Annotated in this window: 16 protein-coding genes; 1 reads left to right on the top strand and 15 read right to left on the bottom strand. The window is 62.7% G+C overall.

The window, feature by feature from the left end; all coding sequences use genetic code 11:
* Positions 1 to 171: 171 nt before the first annotated feature.
* The 11 genes from EXN68_RS25085 to EXN68_RS25030 all read right to left on the bottom strand — a co-directional run bounded on the left by EXN68_RS25085 (position 172) and on the right by EXN68_RS25030 (position 8,585).
* Positions 172 to 480 carry a DUF736 domain-containing protein gene (locus EXN68_RS25085; RefSeq protein ID WP_015084482.1) on the bottom strand — a complete coding sequence of 103 codons (309 nt, stop codon included), beginning with the start codon at positions 478 to 480 and terminating at the stop codon, positions 172 to 174.
* A gap of 376 nt (positions 481 to 856) precedes the next feature.
* Positions 857 to 1,309 carry an aspartate 1-decarboxylase gene (panD, locus tag EXN68_RS25075; RefSeq protein ID WP_077768181.1) on the bottom strand — a complete coding sequence of 151 codons (453 nt, stop codon included), beginning with the start codon at positions 1,307 to 1,309 and terminating at the stop codon, positions 857 to 859.
* Between the two features lie 434 nt (positions 1,310 to 1,743).
* Entirely contained in the window at positions 1,744 to 2,673 is a 930-nt protein-coding gene (locus tag EXN68_RS25070; RefSeq protein WP_077768131.1) for an ArdC family protein, read from the bottom strand.
* Positions 2,674 to 2,878: 205 nt separating this feature from the next.
* Positions 2,879 to 3,283: a type II toxin-antitoxin system VapC family toxin gene (locus tag EXN68_RS25065; protein WP_077768132.1), complete on the bottom strand. Its 405-nt coding sequence runs from the start codon at positions 3,281 to 3,283 to the stop codon at positions 2,879 to 2,881.
* Positions 3,283 to 3,528, bottom strand: coding sequence for a type II toxin-antitoxin system VapB family antitoxin (locus EXN68_RS25060; protein WP_077768133.1), 246 nt, complete (start codon positions 3,526 to 3,528; stop codon positions 3,283 to 3,285). Before EXN68_RS25060 ends, EXN68_RS25065 begins: the two co-directional genes overlap by 1 nt.
* A 125-nt stretch (positions 3,529 to 3,653) precedes the next feature.
* Positions 3,654 to 4,241: a hypothetical protein gene (locus EXN68_RS25055; protein ID WP_012475981.1), complete on the bottom strand. Its 588-nt coding sequence runs from the start codon at positions 4,239 to 4,241 to the stop codon at positions 3,654 to 3,656.
* 323 nt (positions 4,242 to 4,564) lie between these two features.
* Positions 4,565 to 5,029, bottom strand: coding sequence for a hypothetical protein (locus EXN68_RS25050; protein WP_012475980.1), 465 nt, complete (start codon positions 5,027 to 5,029; stop codon positions 4,565 to 4,567).
* A gap of 4 nt (positions 5,030 to 5,033) precedes the next feature.
* Entirely contained in the window at positions 5,034 to 5,378 is a 345-nt protein-coding gene (locus tag EXN68_RS25045) for a hypothetical protein (protein ID WP_012475979.1), read from the bottom strand.
* Positions 5,378 to 6,265: a DUF7007 domain-containing protein gene (locus EXN68_RS25040; RefSeq protein WP_012475978.1), complete on the bottom strand. Its 888-nt coding sequence runs from the start codon at positions 6,263 to 6,265 to the stop codon at positions 5,378 to 5,380. The genes EXN68_RS25045 and EXN68_RS25040 overlap by 1 nt, the downstream gene beginning before the upstream one ends.
* Positions 6,262 to 6,738 (bottom strand): Nif11-like leader peptide family natural product precursor, encoded by a 477-nt coding sequence (locus EXN68_RS25035; RefSeq protein ID WP_077768134.1) that lies wholly within the window; start codon positions 6,736 to 6,738, stop codon positions 6,262 to 6,264. The genes EXN68_RS25040 and EXN68_RS25035 overlap by 4 nt, the downstream gene beginning before the upstream one ends.
* Before the next feature lie 95 nt (positions 6,739 to 6,833).
* Positions 6,834 to 8,585 (bottom strand): ParB/RepB/Spo0J family partition protein, encoded by a 1,752-nt coding sequence (locus tag EXN68_RS25030; RefSeq protein WP_012475976.1) that lies wholly within the window; start codon positions 8,583 to 8,585, stop codon positions 6,834 to 6,836.
* Between the two features lie 351 nt (positions 8,586 to 8,936).
* Here EXN68_RS25030 and EXN68_RS27980 point away from each other — a divergent pair, with 351 nt between their 5' ends.
* A complete protein-coding gene (locus EXN68_RS27980) occupies positions 8,937 to 9,110 on the top strand; it encodes a hypothetical protein (protein ID WP_236771566.1) in 174 nt (57 codons plus the stop codon).
* 375 nt (positions 9,111 to 9,485) lie between these two features.
* On the opposite strand, the gene EXN68_RS25015 is transcribed toward EXN68_RS27980, so the two are convergent.
* From EXN68_RS25015 to EXN68_RS25000, 4 genes are all read right to left on the bottom strand, one after another.
* The gene (locus EXN68_RS25015; RefSeq protein WP_012475975.1) at positions 9,486 to 14,594 is read right to left on the bottom strand and encodes a DEAD/DEAH box helicase family protein; all 5,109 of its coding nucleotides are present in this window, start codon (positions 14,592 to 14,594) and stop codon (positions 9,486 to 9,488) included.
* Between the two features lie 118 nt (positions 14,595 to 14,712).
* Positions 14,713 to 15,114 carry a DUF3085 domain-containing protein gene (locus tag EXN68_RS25010; RefSeq protein WP_012475974.1) on the bottom strand — a complete coding sequence of 134 codons (402 nt, stop codon included), beginning with the start codon at positions 15,112 to 15,114 and terminating at the stop codon, positions 14,713 to 14,715.
* 12 nt (positions 15,115 to 15,126) lie between these two features.
* Positions 15,127 to 15,732, bottom strand: coding sequence for a DUF1419 domain-containing protein (locus tag EXN68_RS25005; protein WP_012475973.1), 606 nt, complete (start codon positions 15,730 to 15,732; stop codon positions 15,127 to 15,129).
* A 66-nt stretch (positions 15,733 to 15,798) separates the two neighbouring features.
* Positions 15,799 to 16,827, bottom strand: a complete 1,029-nt coding sequence (locus EXN68_RS25000) for a DUF3991 and toprim domain-containing protein (protein WP_077768135.1) — start codon at positions 16,825 to 16,827, stop codon at positions 15,799 to 15,801.
* Between the last annotated feature and the right edge of the window lie 11 nt (positions 16,828 to 16,838).

The raw sequence follows: 16,838 nt of genomic DNA, 5'->3' as shown, positions 1-16,838 counted from the left end.
GTTAACCGCTCGTCCTTGATGCCGTCGGCCCGGCCCGGCACCATCAGGAAATCTGAGCGGCTATCCCCGTTTCCGCATGGCACCAAAAAGCCGGAACCTGGCTCGATGCCTGGTGCCGGCTTCTCACTTTGGCGGGAGAGGCTCCGCCGGATCGGCGGAGCCTCGAGAACCTCAGTCGCGGTTGGGGCGTGACCAGATCAGCTGCAGGCCATCTTCGCCTTCGACTTCGGCCAGCGTTGCGTAGATCGGGGCGGGGAAGCTCGGGTCGTCGAGCTTGACCGAGAGATAGTCGCGGCCCTGCTCGGAGGTCTTCTGCCAGGCGGCGCCGAGCTCGACGTTGCCGGCGTAGATGCGGAAGTGCGGCCCCTTGTCGGAGGGGTTTTCGACGCGGGCGATGCGGGCCTTGACGTTGAGGGCGAGGGTGCGGATCGAGCCGGAGAAGCCGTTTTCGGTGGAGGTGAAGGTGCCGATGGTAGCCATTGTCCAAGTTCCTTTTGCTGTTTCGGGCCGCTCCATTGCGGCCTCGATGGCTGTCGCAAGGACCGGGGACGATCGGACCGCACCCAGAGGGCCGAAATGAAATGGAGGGCGGCCGGGAGCAACTTTGTTGTCGCGCGAGGAATGGCGACGAAGTCGGCAGGGGAAGAAAGTTTCGAATGGCCGTTGCGGGAGGACGATCGAGGCGACGCCGCTCTCCGGTCAGACATGCCTCATCGAGCCCGCAAATGGAGCGCCGCTAACGTCAGGTAAAGGGACGGGACAATGGCTCCCCTGAAGGGCAACGGCAATAGGCGAAAACGGTGTCGTGGCAATCCACATCGGCAAACGTCCAGGGACGCCGTCCGACTGCATCAGGCTATCCGGAAATGGAGGCCGGAAATCCGTAGCTGTTGTCGGGCAGCTCGGAGCTCACGGCCATGTCGAGAGAATTGTCTGCACGGCGAAAGACCTCGTAGGTGATCCTGTCGACGATTTCATTGTTTTCTCCGAAGACCAGCACGCGTGGCTTGAGCTTGATGATGTCATCGATTTCGCAAAAGACGCTGGACGCGATGATAATCTCATCGCCTTGCTGGCACGTGCGAGCGGCCGCACCGTTAAGAATGCAGCACCTGGAGCCCGGATCACCGTAGAGCACGTAAGTGCTGATCCTTGCTCCGGACATCTTGTTCCAGATTTCCACATATTCCAGCGGTTTCAGACCGACCTCCCGGCAGAAGTCCGCATCGATCGTGATCGAGCCGTGGTAGTTCAGCTTTGCGTCGGTCACTCGAATGCCATGCAGCTTCGCGCCCACGTATTTTTCCACAGCCTGCCCCTTCCAGTTGATATCCTCGCATCCTATATTTGTGCGACGCAGCATTCCGCAACAACCCATGTGGCGAAGTGTTTTCCTTACAAACAACCTGGACAGGCGGGGGAGGGTGGGAATCCTTTTGTCGCGAATGGCGACGGCATGCCGTCGAAACCGTCGGTATGAAACTTGGAATGACAGCCTGTTGTGTTCGGTGGCGTGCGCGATATCGTTCAGGCGCGATTCGTCGCCCAGGAGGATTTATGCGTCAGCAGACAAAACCGTTCATCGTCGAGAGGAAGCCGTCTCGCAAACCCAAGTCCGATGCCACGAAGTCATCGATCTGGGGCACGTTGGACCTCACCCTGAACCAGCATCCGCAAACCGAACCAGAGCCAATCAGAGAGACGGCCGTCGGTACTGGCGACCGTCCCTGATTCAAAGCACGCCTATGCCGCCGCCTTGTCGGCACCTTCCGCGGACGGCTGCAGACCGTGAAGATAGCTGACTGCACGCTGCGCATGCGCTGCCGCCTGAAAGATCGCCCACTTGTCATTTGAGAGAACGGTGAGCCACGACTGAAGGTAAGAGGCGTGATCCGGTCGCGGCTCCAGCTCTGGAGCAATCCCGAGGTCCGCGCAGAGAAAGCAGCTGCCGAGTTCGGCAATCAATTCCTCGCGGGCGCGCTCCGTCCGGTCCTTCGCGTAGCGCGACAGATCGCGATCAAGACGATCTTTGGCTCCAACCCAATGAATTTCCTCATGTCCAAGGGTCGCGTAGTAGGACTCCACATCCCGGAAGGTCTCGAACGGCGGCATCTGGATGTGGTCGGTCACCGGCGAATAATATGCCTGCGATCCGCCATGCCGGATGACGGCGCCAGTGTCGCGGAAGAAGCGATCGGCAATCTCGATCCGCTCAATCGGATCGAGGACCGGTGTCGGCCGATGGTAATAGTGGTCCGGCAGACCGTCGATCTGGTCAACGTTGAAGACGAAGTACGCCTTCAGAAAGGGAATTTCCCGATCGACATCGTTGCCGTTGCGGTCGGTCTCCGACTTCGTGAAGCGGCTCGCGAACACGACGGTCGAGCCGGTCTCGCCCTTCCGCACGGCCGATCCCAGTTCAAGCGCCTGCTTGAATGTCATCCACATCGGCGAGGAATATCCACGGGCCAGGCCCTCCGACCAAAGCAGCAGCACATTCATGCCGGAATAGGGCTGACCGTTGTGGCGAAGCGGCCGGGTGATACGACCGTTCGTGTTCGCGGCGTTCCATGGCTTCATCCATGGGCGAACTCCTTTCTCCAGATCCTCGATGATCTTGTCAGTGATCCGCGTGTAGATGTCGGCCCGCTGGCCTTCGTCCTTCCTGCTCATTTCAAACCTCCAATTCAAGGAGGTCGCGCCGATCGCGACCCCGTCACGGCGGTCCAAAGTGCGGAGCGGAAAGGGGTGAGGGCACCGAAAGGCCGGAACGGACGTGGAGGACGGCGAAGCCGTTGCCCGAACGCCTCGCTCCGCCAGGACCAAAAGCCGGACGGGTTCGCGACGGGCCGATCTCGGCGTCACTGCTTCAGGAGATTCAAGGAATTGTTTCGAGGTCGGTCGACCTGAACTCATCCGCAGTGGCGAGGATCGGCACGCCATGGAATTTGGCACAGGCATAATGCAGGCAATCGCCGAGGTTCAGGCCATGGCGGCCGCTGCGATAGCGGTGAGCAGCGACAAGGGCGAGCCTCGTCGTCTCGGATGCGGGCGGAAGATCGCGAATCTCGATTTCCCGCGCTTCGAGGAATTCCATCACGATCGTTTCGACCGCGGGCACTGGAAGATTGAACTTGTCGGGCCGTGCAAGGCCGAGGACTGTTTCGAGAATGGCGACCGGAGATGTGAAGGGATGTCTGGCAGAAGCAACGGCGTCGGAGACGCGCGCCGCTTCCGGCTCATCAGAGAGAAGCGCGATGATGGCGCAGGCATCGACGAACATCAGGCGTCATCCCACATTTCGTCGAAGGCTTCAGGAGGAAGAGGCTTGCGGACGTCGTCGCTCATCGCGACCCCATGCTTTTCCCGCAGCCGCGCAGCAGTCTGCAGTGGCGTCTCCGCGCGATTGCGACGCTCGATCGCCTCCCGCATGGCAATGACGATGGCGTCGGTAATGCCGACGCCGGCCATTTCGGCGAACTTGCGCGTCAGCGCGTCCGCTTCCGGATTGTTGACGTTGATCGGCATGGGTCGTCTCCATGTAGATAAATCTCGAAAATAATGTAGATCATCGGGCGACCTTTTCCAAGGCCGTAGGCACGCTTGCTTCCCGACATGGAAAAAGGCGGGGCCGGAGCCCCGCCCGAAAGCGCTCAGTCGAAGGCCGACATCTGTGCTTCGGCCGCCTTGCGATCAAGAGAGTGACCTGGGTTTTCGACGGGCCGATCGAAGGGTTTCCAGGCCTCACCGACGATTTGCTTGTAGGCTGCAACGGCGCCCTCCGCGGCCACCCGAAGCGCATGAGCCTGCACGCCCATGTCGGCGGCAAACTCGCGTCTGCGCTGGGCAGCACTGTCGTAGCCGACAGGGCCGTCGAGGTCCTCGTCGCGGGCGTCGTTGGCAGCCTTGGCCGTGGCATCGCGTGCCTCGGTGACGGCGCGGCTATAGAATTGGCCTGCGCCGTGCGCCGAGCCGACGAAGGCGCCGACGATCCGCTGCAGATGGATCTGCATGGCCTTTTCGCCGAGACCATCGCTCAGAGCATCGGCCGTCTCGGAGATCAGACGCTCATGGAGATCGCGGATTCCGTCGCTGTCGACGATCGCGGTTCCGAAGCTCTCGGCGATCTTCAGCGCCTGGGCACTGTCGGGGCATGTGAGCCGGACCATTTCGACGGTTGCGCCTTTGCGCAGAGCCACGACGCGAGCGGATTGACGAGGGGAGGTAGCGGGCTTTGCCATGATTTCTTCCTTTCAACCTCGAAGCGGCTCCGGCCCCGTGCCGATTTGCCCTTCGGTGCGGTCGCCCCGAACCGGCGGAAGACGGGCGCTTCAAGGTCCGGAGACGACAGGCTGAGCGGAGCCGGTTTGCGGGCAAGCGGGGCATCCTGCCCTGCGAGGCCCGCAAGCCTGCTCCGTGAGGGACGGCGCCTCCGGCCGCCGGGCGGCGCGGATAGCGGCCTTGAAGCGAACGGCCGCTGGTTCAGACCGCAGCAAAACCGAAGGGCAAATCGGCACGGGGTCTGGTCCAACCAGGTACTGAAAGGAAGATGGCTGCCGGGACGCTATACGTCGTCACTTCCCGAACTCGCCGCACGCTCAATTGGCGCGATGATGGTCTCGGCCGAGGGTTTCGGCTTGGGCAGCCGATAATATTGCAGCCAGCTCGGACCGTGCGTGTTTCGAAGACCGCGGAGTGTCCCGCCATCGTCATAGGGCGCGCCACCCATCCAGACGTTGTTCAGGATGCTCTTCCAGCGACGCCCGTGTCTTGCGGCATAGGCCTGGAGCGCGGCTTCCTGTTCACCGCTCAAAGGAGGAAGTCTTTCGCGCTTCGGAACAGCGCGCTGCTTACTCGAGGCAACGTCAGCCTGTTCCTCCCTCGCGGCGATCATTCGTTTAAGCTCCGCAACGCCCGCGTCGAGGCACGCCTTTCCGTTGAGGTGGTGGAACTGCTGCCAGAACGCGGTGCGTTCCGCGGACGATGGCCCAATGCCGGCGCTCCGTTCGAGGTCTCCGATCGTACCCATGTCGCTAGACCTCCGCTCGTGGCTGAGCCGCGTCGCCAACGGGTTCGAACCGTTTGCGAAAGGCGGCTATCGCTGCATCCTGCCGAGCCAACTTTCGTGTCAGCGCGTCAACTTCCGGCTGACGCTCCGCTGTCAGGGCGGCGAGATTGTTGCGATAACGTTCGAGGAAGAAGCCCGTATCCGGCGCCTTTCCGCGCCGATATCCGGTTTGCCGGCGCGCGAGCTGTGGCAGGATCGATGTTATCCGGCGCAAGACCTGGCGATCGATCAGTTCGAGCTGGCGCTGCGTCTGCCGCCGCGCTTCTTCCATACGCGCCAGTTGCGCATGGTGGATTGGCATTGCAGCCATCACGCATCCCTCCCTTGCCACCCCACAAAACTGGAAGGACCGTCACAGGGATTATGACGGTCAGGATCGATGACGAAACCGAAGCGGTCGCGCGCGGCATACTCGGCGCGGGGCACGAGAAAGCGCATCTCCTCCACCCGCCCATCGCGCCGGCCGCCTCGCGTGGCGATGACCTCCGTCATGTCGGCATGGCGGCTGGAAAAGATCGCGGAGATCACGATCCAGTCGCCGGCATGCTTGCGCTCGAAGGCTTCCCGGTCCTTTGTCCAGGATTGGCCGGGCTGGAGTTCGCGGCCGTGGATCGCCTCCCAGGCGGACGGCCAGCTATTGCGGATCGTCTCATCGGCACATTTGCGCTCGTAGGACGTGAAGAGATCTGGGAAGGTGAGGGCGACAATCGCCCATTCTGCGTCCTCCTCGTACCAGGGCAAGGACTTTCGCAGCATCGGAAGGACGCGGGCATTCCGTTCGGCCGACAGATGAAACCCGCCATGACCGGCGGTCATATGGGAGACGATCCCCTCGGCGTAGATCGTCGCGAGCTGCGACAGACCCCATGGCGTAGTCGCTGCCATGCGGCTCTGGATCCGCCCGAGCGCGGATAGTTCATGGCTGTGCCGCGCGGTCTCGAACACGCGCGCGCGGAACGCTGTCTCATCTTCGAGGCGCCCTTCGTGACCGTGGAAATCCTCCCGCGTCAGCTCTGACAGCGGGCGAGTGAGGCGCCAGGCGCTCGCGAGGAAGCTGGCGCCATCGCGCGCCGGCACCATTGCCAGGAAGGTATCGGCGATCCGGGCGACCGGAAAGCCGTCCGCGCTGACGCCGAATTTCACCGCGGAGTCGTCGGCGGTAGGAACCCTGTCGTGTTGAAGATCGGGCGTGCTCATGCGGCAACCCTCCCTTCGACATGAGCCGCCGCGACCTCGTCGGCGGTCACCTCTTCGAGGATGGCATTCGGGTATCCATGCTCTTTCAGCCAGGCCACCGCCGCCTCGTGATTGCCGGCGAGATGGACAAGCTCCGCGTTCGCACCGGCGCGATCGAAGAGGCGGATAGAACCGAGTGCGGGGCGTTCGAGAACCTTGAAGGCGAGATCGGAATCGAGACCGAAGGTTCGGTGAATGCGCATGACGACGGTATTCTTTCCGCCGAAATCAGCCTCATGCAGCGTGAAATGCCCGGGCGAGGCGTAATTTCCGGATTGGCGCGGACCCTCCTTGCGGATCAGGCGGCCTTTGCTGTTGCGGGTTTGCCAGGCCGCCAGCTTCTTCTTGAAACGCTCGGGCGGCCGAGGGCTGCCGTCGGACCAGGCGACGATGGAGCCGATCGGGGCGAGGTCGTAGATCAGGGACGCAGACATAAGACATCTCCTTGGAATTCTGCGGTTCATGGAAACGAAGCCGCCGCCGGTGATGGCCGGCGGCGGTTGTCGATCGGATGAGAAGGGAAGGGAGGCTATTCGGCCGCAATGCCGTAGGCGGTTTCGTCCTCGTCAGGAGCCCCGTCGTCGGCCTCCGGATCGGGGGCGTCAAGTTCGGCGGCCTCGCCGGCGGCGCTGTCGTCCGCGAGTTCGCCAAGACCATCGCTCGTTTCTTCAGTGGTGACGCTGTCCTCCTCTTCGACGATCTCGCCTTTCTTGATCAGGTCGGCAAGTTCCTTCGGATCGGGCGCGAACAGGGCTGCCGGGTGGACGAAGTGCCCTTCCTTGAAGTGCTCGACGAGTGCTGCGCGGGTCTCGCGGACCTTCGGGCGCGGCAGAACCGGGGTGTCCTTGCACGACGCCTCAAGCGCCGCCCGCGACAGGCAAAGCAGGAAATCTTCGGTGCCCATGTTCGGGAGATATCCATCGGCGCCGATGGCCTCGCCGGCGATACGTGACACGATCCCGCTGTTCGACATGCCGCGGCGGCAAGAGAGCACATCGACCAGCATCGAGCGGGCGGCAACCCGCAACGTGTCGATCTCGAAGGACAGCTTACCGTCAGAGTCGAGCAACCGAACCGCATGGCGAGCGAACCGCTTCGTGCCGAAGACGGTGTCGTTTGCCCCGGAGTCGACCCGTACATTCAAGCCGGCGAAGGCGAGCACGAGGAGCGCCGTCAGCGTGTCGTCCTCGATCGGCGCGCGAGCGAGCGCTTCGTGCAGCGCGTCGGTCCTGAGGTCACCGATCATGTCGTGGCCCTTTTGCGTGACATCCGGACGCTGTTTCGGCGCGTCGATCACATCGTCGCCAGCGGTGGCACCACCTCCAACGACCGCTCTCTTGCCCGCCGTCTTCTTCTCCTCCGGCATCCGGTAATGCACGGTCTGAACCTTGCCGTTCCGATCCAGGTACATTGCGGTGTGGTCGCCCTTGCCTGGCTTGCCATAAACGCGGCTGGCCTTCTGCGGCAGCTTTACGTCACCCCATTGCGTGACCTCGGCGATCACGCCCTTCTTCGGCAGATTGTTGGTCATCCACTCCTGCTGGGCGCCGAGATAGGCTTCGACGTTGGTGGTGTAGCGGCTGTCCTCATCGGCAGGGGCAAACAGATCCTCGATCCATTCGATGCCATAGGCTTCCCTGAGATCGTCGCCGAAGCTCGCATCCTTTGCGTACATGCGGGTCTTGCTCAGCGCGTTGGCGATCTGGAACCACGTGGCAGGCTGGCCCTTCTTCGGCTTCTGCGCCTTCCAGACTTCCTTCTGCTCATCGAGGTGTGCCGCCGCGATCGTTCGAAGCTGCTGCTCGTTCGGCATGTCGCCGAGCGCCATTTGGTCGAGCATCGCCGGAAAGACATTGGCGAGCAGCCGCAACTTGCGAATCTGCCGGACGGGGAGGGCAAGTGCGACCGCAATCGCTTCCTCGGTCCAGTCGAGTGCGATCAGGCGTTCGATGCCGCGCCACTGGTCGACGGGGTTGAGCGGCTCCCTGGCGATGTTCTCGACCATGGACCGCATGGCGCCATTATCGTTAGCGGCTTCGACCACGAGAACCTCGATTTCCTCAAGGCCCGCGGCGATCGCCATGCGGGTCCGCCGATGGCCGGCTTCGATGACGTAGCCGTTTCCGCCATCGCTTTGCGGAAAGATGACGGGCGGCTGGATGATGCCGACGGCTTTGATGGTCGCGAGCAGCAGCGCATCAGCCTGCGGGGTGGATTTCGACTGACGAGTATTGTCCGGGTTGTCCTTCAACGAGCGCGGATCGACCTTCATGATGTGCATGGGATTTTCCTCTTCCGAGATGCGGGACACGGCTCGCTTGCCGGTCCTTCCTGTCTTCGTTTCTTTCGAAGACACCTCCCGGACCGCGGGGCGGGCGGCCCGGCGCAACTGCGGCCGAGCGTCCCTGCTGCGATGTCCGAGCGGGGCTAACAGCCCTGCGCGGGACGAGTGGCCGGGATGCGCAGGCGGCGGTTGAGCGCAAGCGGCGACTGGAAGACCGATCTGCGACCGGTTTCTTTTCCCTCTTCCTTCTTTTTGTCCTCCCTCCTTCCGGAAACTGCCGCTCACACTTTTGATAGTTCACAGCAACCGGAAACGCGCCTTAGGCTGTCGCAGCTCAAGGAGGTTTCGATGCACGATACAAAAGAGATATTTGCCTATCAGGTCGTTCCGGGAACAGACGAGATCCTTGCGTTCACCGAGACTTTGGGGCTCGCCTGGCAGGAGGCCTCCCGACATTTCGAGGGGCTGAAGGCCATGGACGAGAATGTCGAAGCGGGGTTGCGATCTACAAAGTCGGTTTGAAGAATCCGAGCCTCTCCGACTTCGTGACCGTCCTGAACGACCCGGAGGATATGAGCGGGCGGCTGATCGAAAAGATGGAGCGCGTCGAGGTGATTACCTGAGCGGGGGAAAACCGCGACGAGGATGACCGTCGTAGGGGTCGCTTCGATGAACGGAAATCAGGACAAAAAAAGAGGGCCACGAGAAAACTCGGGCCCTATAGGTATGAAGGTAATTTAAACCTCCAGAGGGGAACAGCTGCTGCGGCGGCACTGGGAGGAAAACCGCCATGTGCATCAGCTGTGAGCACTATGCTCAAATTTCGGTCGGAAGGAAAGCAAATATTGTGCAATGCAGCTATGCAAATGCTGCGTCGCATCAAAACCGCGATTCCATTCAAGCAGACTCCGCCGAGGCGGCGTCGTTCTGAACTGACGCGGCGGCAAGAGCGTCCTCGACGTCACGAAGCTGTCGGCGCTTTTCGGCAAGTTCGTCGGCGAAGGCGAAAGTGCCGCCTTCGCGCGAGCGATAGGAGACGAGCCGCCGGTGCGCATCATCGAGGCGATGGCGATAACGCTCGCGTTCCTCCTCGAACCCGTCGAGCGCATGCTCGAGGCGGGAGATGGCGCCGAGCGGTGTCACTGTGACCGCAAGGTCAATCTCGTAGGCGGCGCCTGTGCGCTGGAGCGTGGTGGCGTAGCGATAGCCGTCGCCCTTTCCGAAGCGCTCTCCCTCATAGACAAGATCGAAACCGCCGATAGATGCGAGGTGAACCTCGCCCTCCTGTTGGAGCTGGAGGAGCGTGAGAACCTCCTTCATCAGCGCGCGACCGGCTTCCTTGCGCTCATGGTGAAGCTTGCCCAGCACGGTCATCGCGAAGGCATCGCCGGCGGTCGGAACGAGCCGACCGATATCCTGGCCGATCTCGCCGATGCGGCGGGTCGACGTCTCGATGTCACGCTCGGCATCGCGCATCTGCCGGCGCACCGCATACTGGTCATCGTCATGGGCGGCGCGCAACCGTTCCAGTCGCGCGATATCGGCTTCGAGACCCGCTTTCTGCATCAGCCGCTCGTCGCCGGAGGCGATTGCCTTGGCCATGGCGAACTGGTTCGCCTGCCCTTCACCGAAGTCTTCGAGCCGGCGGATCGAAGTATCTCCGCTGAGCGCGGCGGCGATGAAGCGGGCCTTGCGCTCGTTGTTCTGCCACATGGAAGCGTCGAGGCTGCCCTCGGTCGCATAGGCGAAAATGTCGACGACATCGTGCTGATTACCCTGCCGGACGATGCGGCCTTCGCGCTGCTCGATGTGCGACGGCAGCCACGGCACATCGAGGTGATGCAGCGCTTTCAGCCGCGCTTGAGCGTTCACGCCCGTTCCCATCGTCTCCGACGATCCGATCAGGAACCGAATTCGGCCGGCGCGCACGTCGGCGAAGAGCCGTTGCTTGGCCTCGGTCTTCTTGTAGTCCTGCATGAAGGCGATTTCGGACGGGGGAACGCCCAGCCGCACAAACTCGTCGCGAATCCAGCGGTAGGCGGAAAAGCCGCGGGTCTTCTCGACGTTGATCGTGCCGAGATCGCTGAAGATCATCTGCGCGGCGCCGGGCAGGTCAAAGGGTTTGCCGTCCGGCCGGACGTAGGTATCGTCGCTCGTCTCTTGCCAGATGCGGAAGGCATTGCGGACGAGGAGGTTGAGCTTGTTGTCCTCCTCATTGTCGTTGGCCGGTATCACGAGGCGGAGATCGATCGCCGCATGGCGACCGTCGGTAATGACCGAGAGCAGGATATCGTCGCCGGGCTCAGCCGGTCCCTCGCGCATCTCGATCGCCTTGATGCGGGCATCGAGGATCTGCTGATAGGCCTTGAACGCCGGCGTCGGCTTGACGGTCAGGATCTGCCGTCGGCCGGTGGAGATATCAGGCACCTTGACGTATTCGCGGAGATCCGCCGGCATGACGACGTCGGCGAAAGCCCGGAACATGGCGATCAGTTCGGGCACATTGACGAAGCTCGCGAAGCGGCTGACCGGCTTGTATTTGCCGGACGGCTGGATCTCCAGCTCGGTCGTCGTATCGCCGAAGCAGGACGCCCAGGCATCGAATTCGTGTAAGCCGCGCTCGGCGAGAGCCTCGTGGCCGAGCAGGCGCTGGATCGAGAACATCTCACCGAGTGTGTTGGTGATCGGCGTGCCGGAGGCGAGCACCAGCGCGCGGCCCGGGTTCTTCGTTTCGAGGAACCGGGACTTCACATAGAGGTCCCAGGCGCGCTGCGAGCCGTTCGGGTCGATACCCTTCAGCGTCGACATGTTGGTCGCGAAGGAAAGCTTGCGGAACTCTTGCGCCTCGTCGACGATGATCTGGTCGACACCGATCTCGGAGATTGTGAGCAGATCGTCCTTGCGGGTCGCGAGCCCTTCCAGCCGTTCCTGCAAGCTTTCCTTCAGTCGCTCGAGGCGCTTGCGCGACACGCGGTCCTCGCTGTCCACCTTGGTCAGCAGATCCTCGTAGAGCTCCAACTCATCGTGGATCATCTGTTGTTCGAAGGCGGACGGCACGGCGATGAACCTGAAGGCCGAGTGCGTGATAATGATCGCATCCCAGGTCGCGGTCGCTGCCCGGCTCAAAAAGCGAAGCCGTTTGTCCTTGGTGAAGTTGGTCTCGTCGGCGACGAGGATCCGGGCATTGGGATAGAGTGCCAGAAATTCCCGCGCCGCCTGCGCCAGGCAATGACCAGGGACGACCAGCATCGCCTTGGCGATCAGGCCGAGACGTCGTTGTTCCATGATCGCGGCCGCCATCGTCATCGTCTTGCCCGCGCCGACGGCGTGGGCGAGATAGGTCGATCCGGAGGAGATGATCCGCCAGATGCCGCGTTTCTGGTGCCCATAAAGAACAAAGGCGCCAGAGGCGCCGGGAAGTTTCAGATGCGATCCGTCGAATTTTCGAGGCGCGATGTTGTTGAACCGGTCGTTATAGACCCGCGCCAGCCGGTCGGTGCGATCCGGATCGGTCCAAACCCAGTTTTGGAAGGCTTCCTTGATTTTCTGCAGCTTGTCGCGCGCCGCCTCGGTATCGACGACGTTCAGGACCCTCCGCTCGCCACCGGCATCCTTGTAGATATCGAAAATCTGGGGAACACGGCTGTTCAGCGCGTCGCCGAGCAACTCGCCGGCATCACGGCGGCTGGTGCCCCACTCCGATGTGCCGGCGGCGCAGTAGCCAAGCTGCCGTGCTTCCACCGTCCAGCTGCCCAATTCCGGCATATGGTGGATCCTGATCTCGGCACCCATCATCTCCTTCACGAAGGCGACGACGTCGCTGGCCGGAATCCAGGGCGCACCGAGACGTGCGGTGATGTCGGACGGGCGAAGATCGGCGGGTTGGACTGCCTGAAGCGCGCGGACGTTACGCTCGTAGGCTGGATCGAGTGCCGCGGCAGCTTCGGCGACACCAAGCTTGGTGCGGACCGCACCGGAGAGGTAGGCATCCGACGTCTGCCAGGAGCCATCGGCGGGATCCTGGAAAATCGCATCGCCGAGCTCGTCGACGACGGCATCGGCATGTCTGTGCAGCAGTTCGGCGATATGCTCGACATCGACGCGGCCACGTTCGTTGAGCACCACGGCCAACGCATCCGCCGCACTGGTGATTTCGGGCGGCGCAGGCGGCGCGATGACCCGTTCGGAAAAGATCGGGCGCGGTTTTGCGGTATCGGTGTCGAGGTCGTAGTCCTCGATCGAGGCGACCAGCCAGCAATCGGGATCGTCGAGGAAAGGCTGCAGGTTTGGACGGCGGTGCGTTTCGCGCACCTCGCCGGATTCCTCGTCCTCGCTGATCGAGACGGTGGTGTGGTTGATCGGACCGAAATCACGCACGAAGCTCGACCAGGCGATGCGCAAGCGAACCTGCAGATCACGCCACGGCCGATCCTGCTCCTGGGCCCTCAGCACCTCACGCACCGCGTCGCGGATTGGGATCAGCTTCTTGATGATCCCGACGTGCTTTTCCGGGATGCCGTCCCCGGTGCGCCCCTTGCGGACTTTGACCTCCACGGGTGCGCCGTCCACCATCTGCATCAGGCCGTGCCTGTTATCGATGAAGAAGCTACCCTCACGGACCTTGGCGTCACCGGGGCGAAGATCGATGATCTCGCCGAGCTCGTCCTCGAGGTCGACGTCGATTGCGGTCGGCTCACCGTCATAGCGGCCTTCAGGCAGCAGGCGAACGACGTTCTTTAGAGCCGCCTGCAGGTCCTCGCCAGCGCGTGGCTGGCATGTATAGGTCTCGCCGAACGGTCCGGAGGTCAGGGCATGATCGCCGAGGACGAAATTAGGATGCTCTGCAAACCAGCGGTTCACGCGAACTGCGCCCTCGTCTTGGCTTTCGGGCCGCACCTCCTCGAGATCGAGCCATGACAGATCGCTTGTCGGTTCGCCGACCTTGCGCTTGCGGAAGAACAGAAGGTCGACCACGACATCCGTGCCAGCATCGCGGCGGAAACTCCCCTCCGGCAATCGGATCGCGGCAATCAGGTCGGCGGTTTTGGCGATGTACTCACGCGCGGTCGCGTCGGCCTTGTCCATCGTGCCGGAACTGGTGACGAACGCGGCGAGCGCGCCGGGCTTCAGCAGGTCGATCGAACGGGTGATGAAGTAGTCGTGCAGCCTGAGACCGAGTGAGCGATAGGTCCGGTCAGACCGGACGGTGCGATCGGAGAAGGGTGGATTGCCAATGGCGAGATCGTAGATCGGCGCCAGATCGGCGCGCGCAAAATCGCCATTGATGATGCGGGCCTTAGGCTGCAGCAGCTTGACGATCCGGGCCGTGACGGGATCGAGTTCGACGCCGGTGACGAAGGTCCTGTCGCGAAAGGCCGCCGGCATCAGAGCCGGAAACAGGCCCGTACCGATACCCGGCTCGAGCATGCGGCCGCCACACCAGCCCAGGCGCTGCAAGCCCGACCAGATTGCCCGGATGATGAACTCCGGCGTGAAATGGGCATATTGCGTGCAGCGGGCGAGCGACGCGTAGTCGGCATCTGAAACGGCACTTTCGAGCGAGCCACCGAGCTCGCCCCACCCGGCCCGGAAATCGACTTCGCCGGGGCGGCGGAACATACCGTTCGCCAGTTCGCTGGCGCCGAAGCCGGTGAAGCGGATGAGTTGCGCCTGCTCCTTCGCGTTGGCTGGCCGATCCTGCTTCTCGATGTTGTTCGCGATCAGGATCGCCGCAACATTGGCGCGAGCGCGATCCTTCCAGGATCCGGCCAAGCCCCGATCCGCATCGTCGAGGTAGAAGTTGCACCGGTTGCCCTGGCGCCGGGGCGCCGGACGTTCTATCGCCGCGGCCGGCAAGGCCGGGGAGGGAGAGGGCGGCGTCGGTTCCGGGTCATCGTCGTTGGCCGCGACCGTATCGAAGCCGCCGAACGGTGTGACGCCCAGGCCGAGGCCTGATGACAGCGCGCTGCTGCCGAACATGTCGAGAGTGAAGGGATCGTTGCTCATGGAGGTTTCCTCGGAAAATGGCGAGCGTCATCACCCCGCGGGAAGCACTTGCGGGGATTAAAGGGAGCTCAAGGGTTTGGGATAGGTGGCCAAACGGGCCGGACTGGTCGCGAATTGCCTAGGGCTTCGCGACCAGGAAGAGCTGCATCGAGTCCTGAAGGAATGCGATACGCAGGTGCGTCGCCTCCGGCGCGGCCGCCATCATCGCTTCGAGCTGTTCCGCATCGACGAAATCGACTCCGTCATCGCCGCCGAATGTCCGGCGTTTGACTGCGAACCAGTCGTCATTGGTGCGGGGATCGCATTCCTCGGCATAAACGACCAAAGGCTTGGCGCCATCGGGCAGCTTGCCGTTCGACAGGAGGTAGACTCCTTGGTCGCCGACGAGCCAGAGGCCGGGCTTCTCGTCCTTGCCAGGGCGCAGGCCGTAGTAGGGGTTACGAAAGCCGCCATTGGCTTCGGCGTCGGCACGACTGCGGGCGACGACCTCGCGGACGGATGTAAGCGGGAAGGAAAGCATAGTGTGCCTCCCTCATGCGGCAATCGGCGAGGGGAGGTGGCGCAGCTGCACCGGCAGCTTCGCCGCGATCTCGTCGTCGGTCAGCTCGTCGAGCAGTTTCAGAGTGCTGCCCACTGCGCCGCCGTAGAGCATGATCGTGCGCTTGCCGCGCGCAGCTTCGTCCCAGCGATCGCCGGCATAGCCACGATAGTCGTCCGCCGTGATGCTCCAGATATGCTCCAGGCGTTCCTCGCGCGTCATGGCGCGCACCGGCCGGCTCTCACGCTCGATGATTGCCACGCGCATGCGCTCGACGGCGCCTTTGTCCGATAGATCGCAATAGCCGTGGAAATGTCGGATGACACCATCGATGCGCAATGCGAAGAACACTGATGTCACCGAACCCGTCAGATACTCGCGCATGGCGAACATCGACCCGCGGATCCAGAGCGGTGGCAGGATCTCGAACATATAGTCGTGCTCGGTCTCGGCGATCTCGAACCATTCGCCGGAATAGAGGAGCGAGGCGTCACCGTCCCAACGGTTCGGACGTTGAGCGTGCCGATCGAACATCCGGAACATTTGCTGGCGTGAGGCAACGCCGTGGAAGACCTTGCGGATTGCGGGAGAGGGATACATCTGCGGCTCCTTGGAGATGGTTCCGGACCGAAGTGCGGCACTGTCCTTCCGACCTTGCCATCCTCTTCAGTCCTTCATGACACCTCCCGGGCCGCCGGCATCGCGACCGGCCGGGTCAAGGGCCGGCTCGCCCGGGCGAAGCTTCCCTTGACGCGGGCGGCGCGAATGCGGCACGCCGCCTTCCTTCCTTTCCCTCTTTTCTTTCTCCCTGATTTTCAGGGTTTCGTTCCAATCCTCCTCGGGCGGGCGGAGCCGCGACCAGTCGCAGCCGACGGTATCCGCGAGCGCCCGCAAGCGCTCGGCAAACATCTCTCCTTGCGGATTGCCGTCTGTCGCGGCGACGAGGAGACTATCTGCTCGCGAGGCCATCTGCCGAAGCGCCGCCTCCGTCGACGGCGACCATCCGCCCCCGGTACTGAGATACACGGTTCCATCGCGCAGCCCCTCGATGGCGGCAAGGCTCATGGCGTCGATCGCAGCTTCCGTCACGGCCAGGCGCAACGCTGGGTCCGGTCCCAGACGGAAGAGGACCTTCGTTCCACCGGAGGCAAATCCCCGATATTCAGGACCGCGCGCCTCCCAGCCGGTCACAACTCCGGCATTGTCGGTGTGCGCTGCCCACATGCTGCCTTGCGGGCCTTCCCGCAGACGGTCTTGCCCGATCGTGGCTCGGAGCAGAGTGGCAGGAAGGAAGCGCTCACCGTTCAGATAAGCCCATGTCGACGAGCTGGGCCACGGCCGGCGGCGTGCCTGCCAACGCTCGGGTAAAGAAAGATCGAGGTCTCGGTCAGGCCTCGGCGCCTGCCATTCCGGCTCCGTGATCGCAAAACCAACAAGGCCGGCGACCCTTCCGGCGCCTTCGAGAAAGCCAACATGATCGAGATGTTCGACAAGTCCGAACACATCGCCTTTCGCATCGCCGAGCGGATCGAACCATCCGCGACCGTCATGGGTGACGATGATAATTTCGCCCGACCGGCGGAACTTCACCGCCCGCCGGGTACTCTCCTTTAGATCGATGGCGAAGCCCGCCTGCTCAAGAACAGCCGCGCAGCTCACCTGGTCGCGCAGCGCCTCTATTTCCTTTCTGTCCATGCTTTTCCTCA

Source organism: Martinezella rhizogenes (assembly GCF_007002745.1).
GTDB classification, from domain to species: domain Bacteria; phylum Pseudomonadota; class Alphaproteobacteria; order Rhizobiales; family Rhizobiaceae; genus Agrobacterium; species Agrobacterium cucumeris.
The sequence above is the reverse complement of the archived record's forward strand: the minus strand, read 5'-3'. Positions and strand labels throughout refer to the sequence as shown.

Bases quoted from the DNA above. Each gene is read 5' to 3' on its own strand.
- EXN68_RS25030 (WP_012475976.1), bottom strand. From the start codon at position 8,585: ATGCACATCATGAAGGTCGATCCGCGCTCGTTGAAGGACAACCCGGAC.
- EXN68_RS25055 (WP_012475981.1), bottom strand. From the start codon at position 4,241: ATGGCAAAGCCCGCTACCTCCCCTCGTCAATCCGCTCGCGTCGTGGCT.
- EXN68_RS25000 (WP_077768135.1), bottom strand. From the start codon at position 16,827: ATGGACAGAAAGGAAATAGAGGCGCTGCGCGACCAGGTGAGCTGCGCG.
- EXN68_RS25015 (WP_012475975.1), bottom strand. From the start codon at position 14,594: ATGAGCAACGATCCCTTCACTCTCGACATGTTCGGCAGCAGCGCGCTG.
- EXN68_RS27980 (WP_236771566.1), top strand. From the start codon at position 8,937: ATGCACGATACAAAAGAGATATTTGCCTATCAGGTCGTTCCGGGAACA.
- EXN68_RS25070 (WP_077768131.1), bottom strand. From the start codon at position 2,673: ATGAGCAGGAAGGACGAAGGCCAGCGGGCCGACATCTACACGCGGATC.
- EXN68_RS25065 (WP_077768132.1), bottom strand. From the start codon at position 3,283: ATGTTCGTCGATGCCTGCGCCATCATCGCGCTTCTCTCTGATGAGCCG.
- EXN68_RS25035 (WP_077768134.1), bottom strand. From the start codon at position 6,738: ATGTCTGCGTCCCTGATCTACGACCTCGCCCCGATCGGCTCCATCGTC.
- EXN68_RS25085 (WP_015084482.1), bottom strand. From the start codon at position 480: ATGGCTACCATCGGCACCTTCACCTCCACCGAAAACGGCTTCTCCGGC.
- EXN68_RS25005 (WP_012475973.1), bottom strand. From the start codon at position 15,732: ATGTATCCCTCTCCCGCAATCCGCAAGGTCTTCCACGGCGTTGCCTCA.
- EXN68_RS25060 (WP_077768133.1), bottom strand. From the start codon at position 3,528: ATGCCGATCAACGTCAACAATCCGGAAGCGGACGCGCTGACGCGCAAG.
- EXN68_RS25040 (WP_012475978.1), bottom strand. From the start codon at position 6,265: ATGAGCACGCCCGATCTTCAACACGACAGGGTTCCTACCGCCGACGAC.
- EXN68_RS25010 (WP_012475974.1), bottom strand. From the start codon at position 15,114: ATGCTTTCCTTCCCGCTTACATCCGTCCGCGAGGTCGTCGCCCGCAGT.
- EXN68_RS25050 (WP_012475980.1), bottom strand. From the start codon at position 5,029: ATGGGTACGATCGGAGACCTCGAACGGAGCGCCGGCATTGGGCCATCG.
- EXN68_RS25045 (WP_012475979.1), bottom strand. From the start codon at position 5,378: ATGGCTGCAATGCCAATCCACCATGCGCAACTGGCGCGTATGGAAGAA.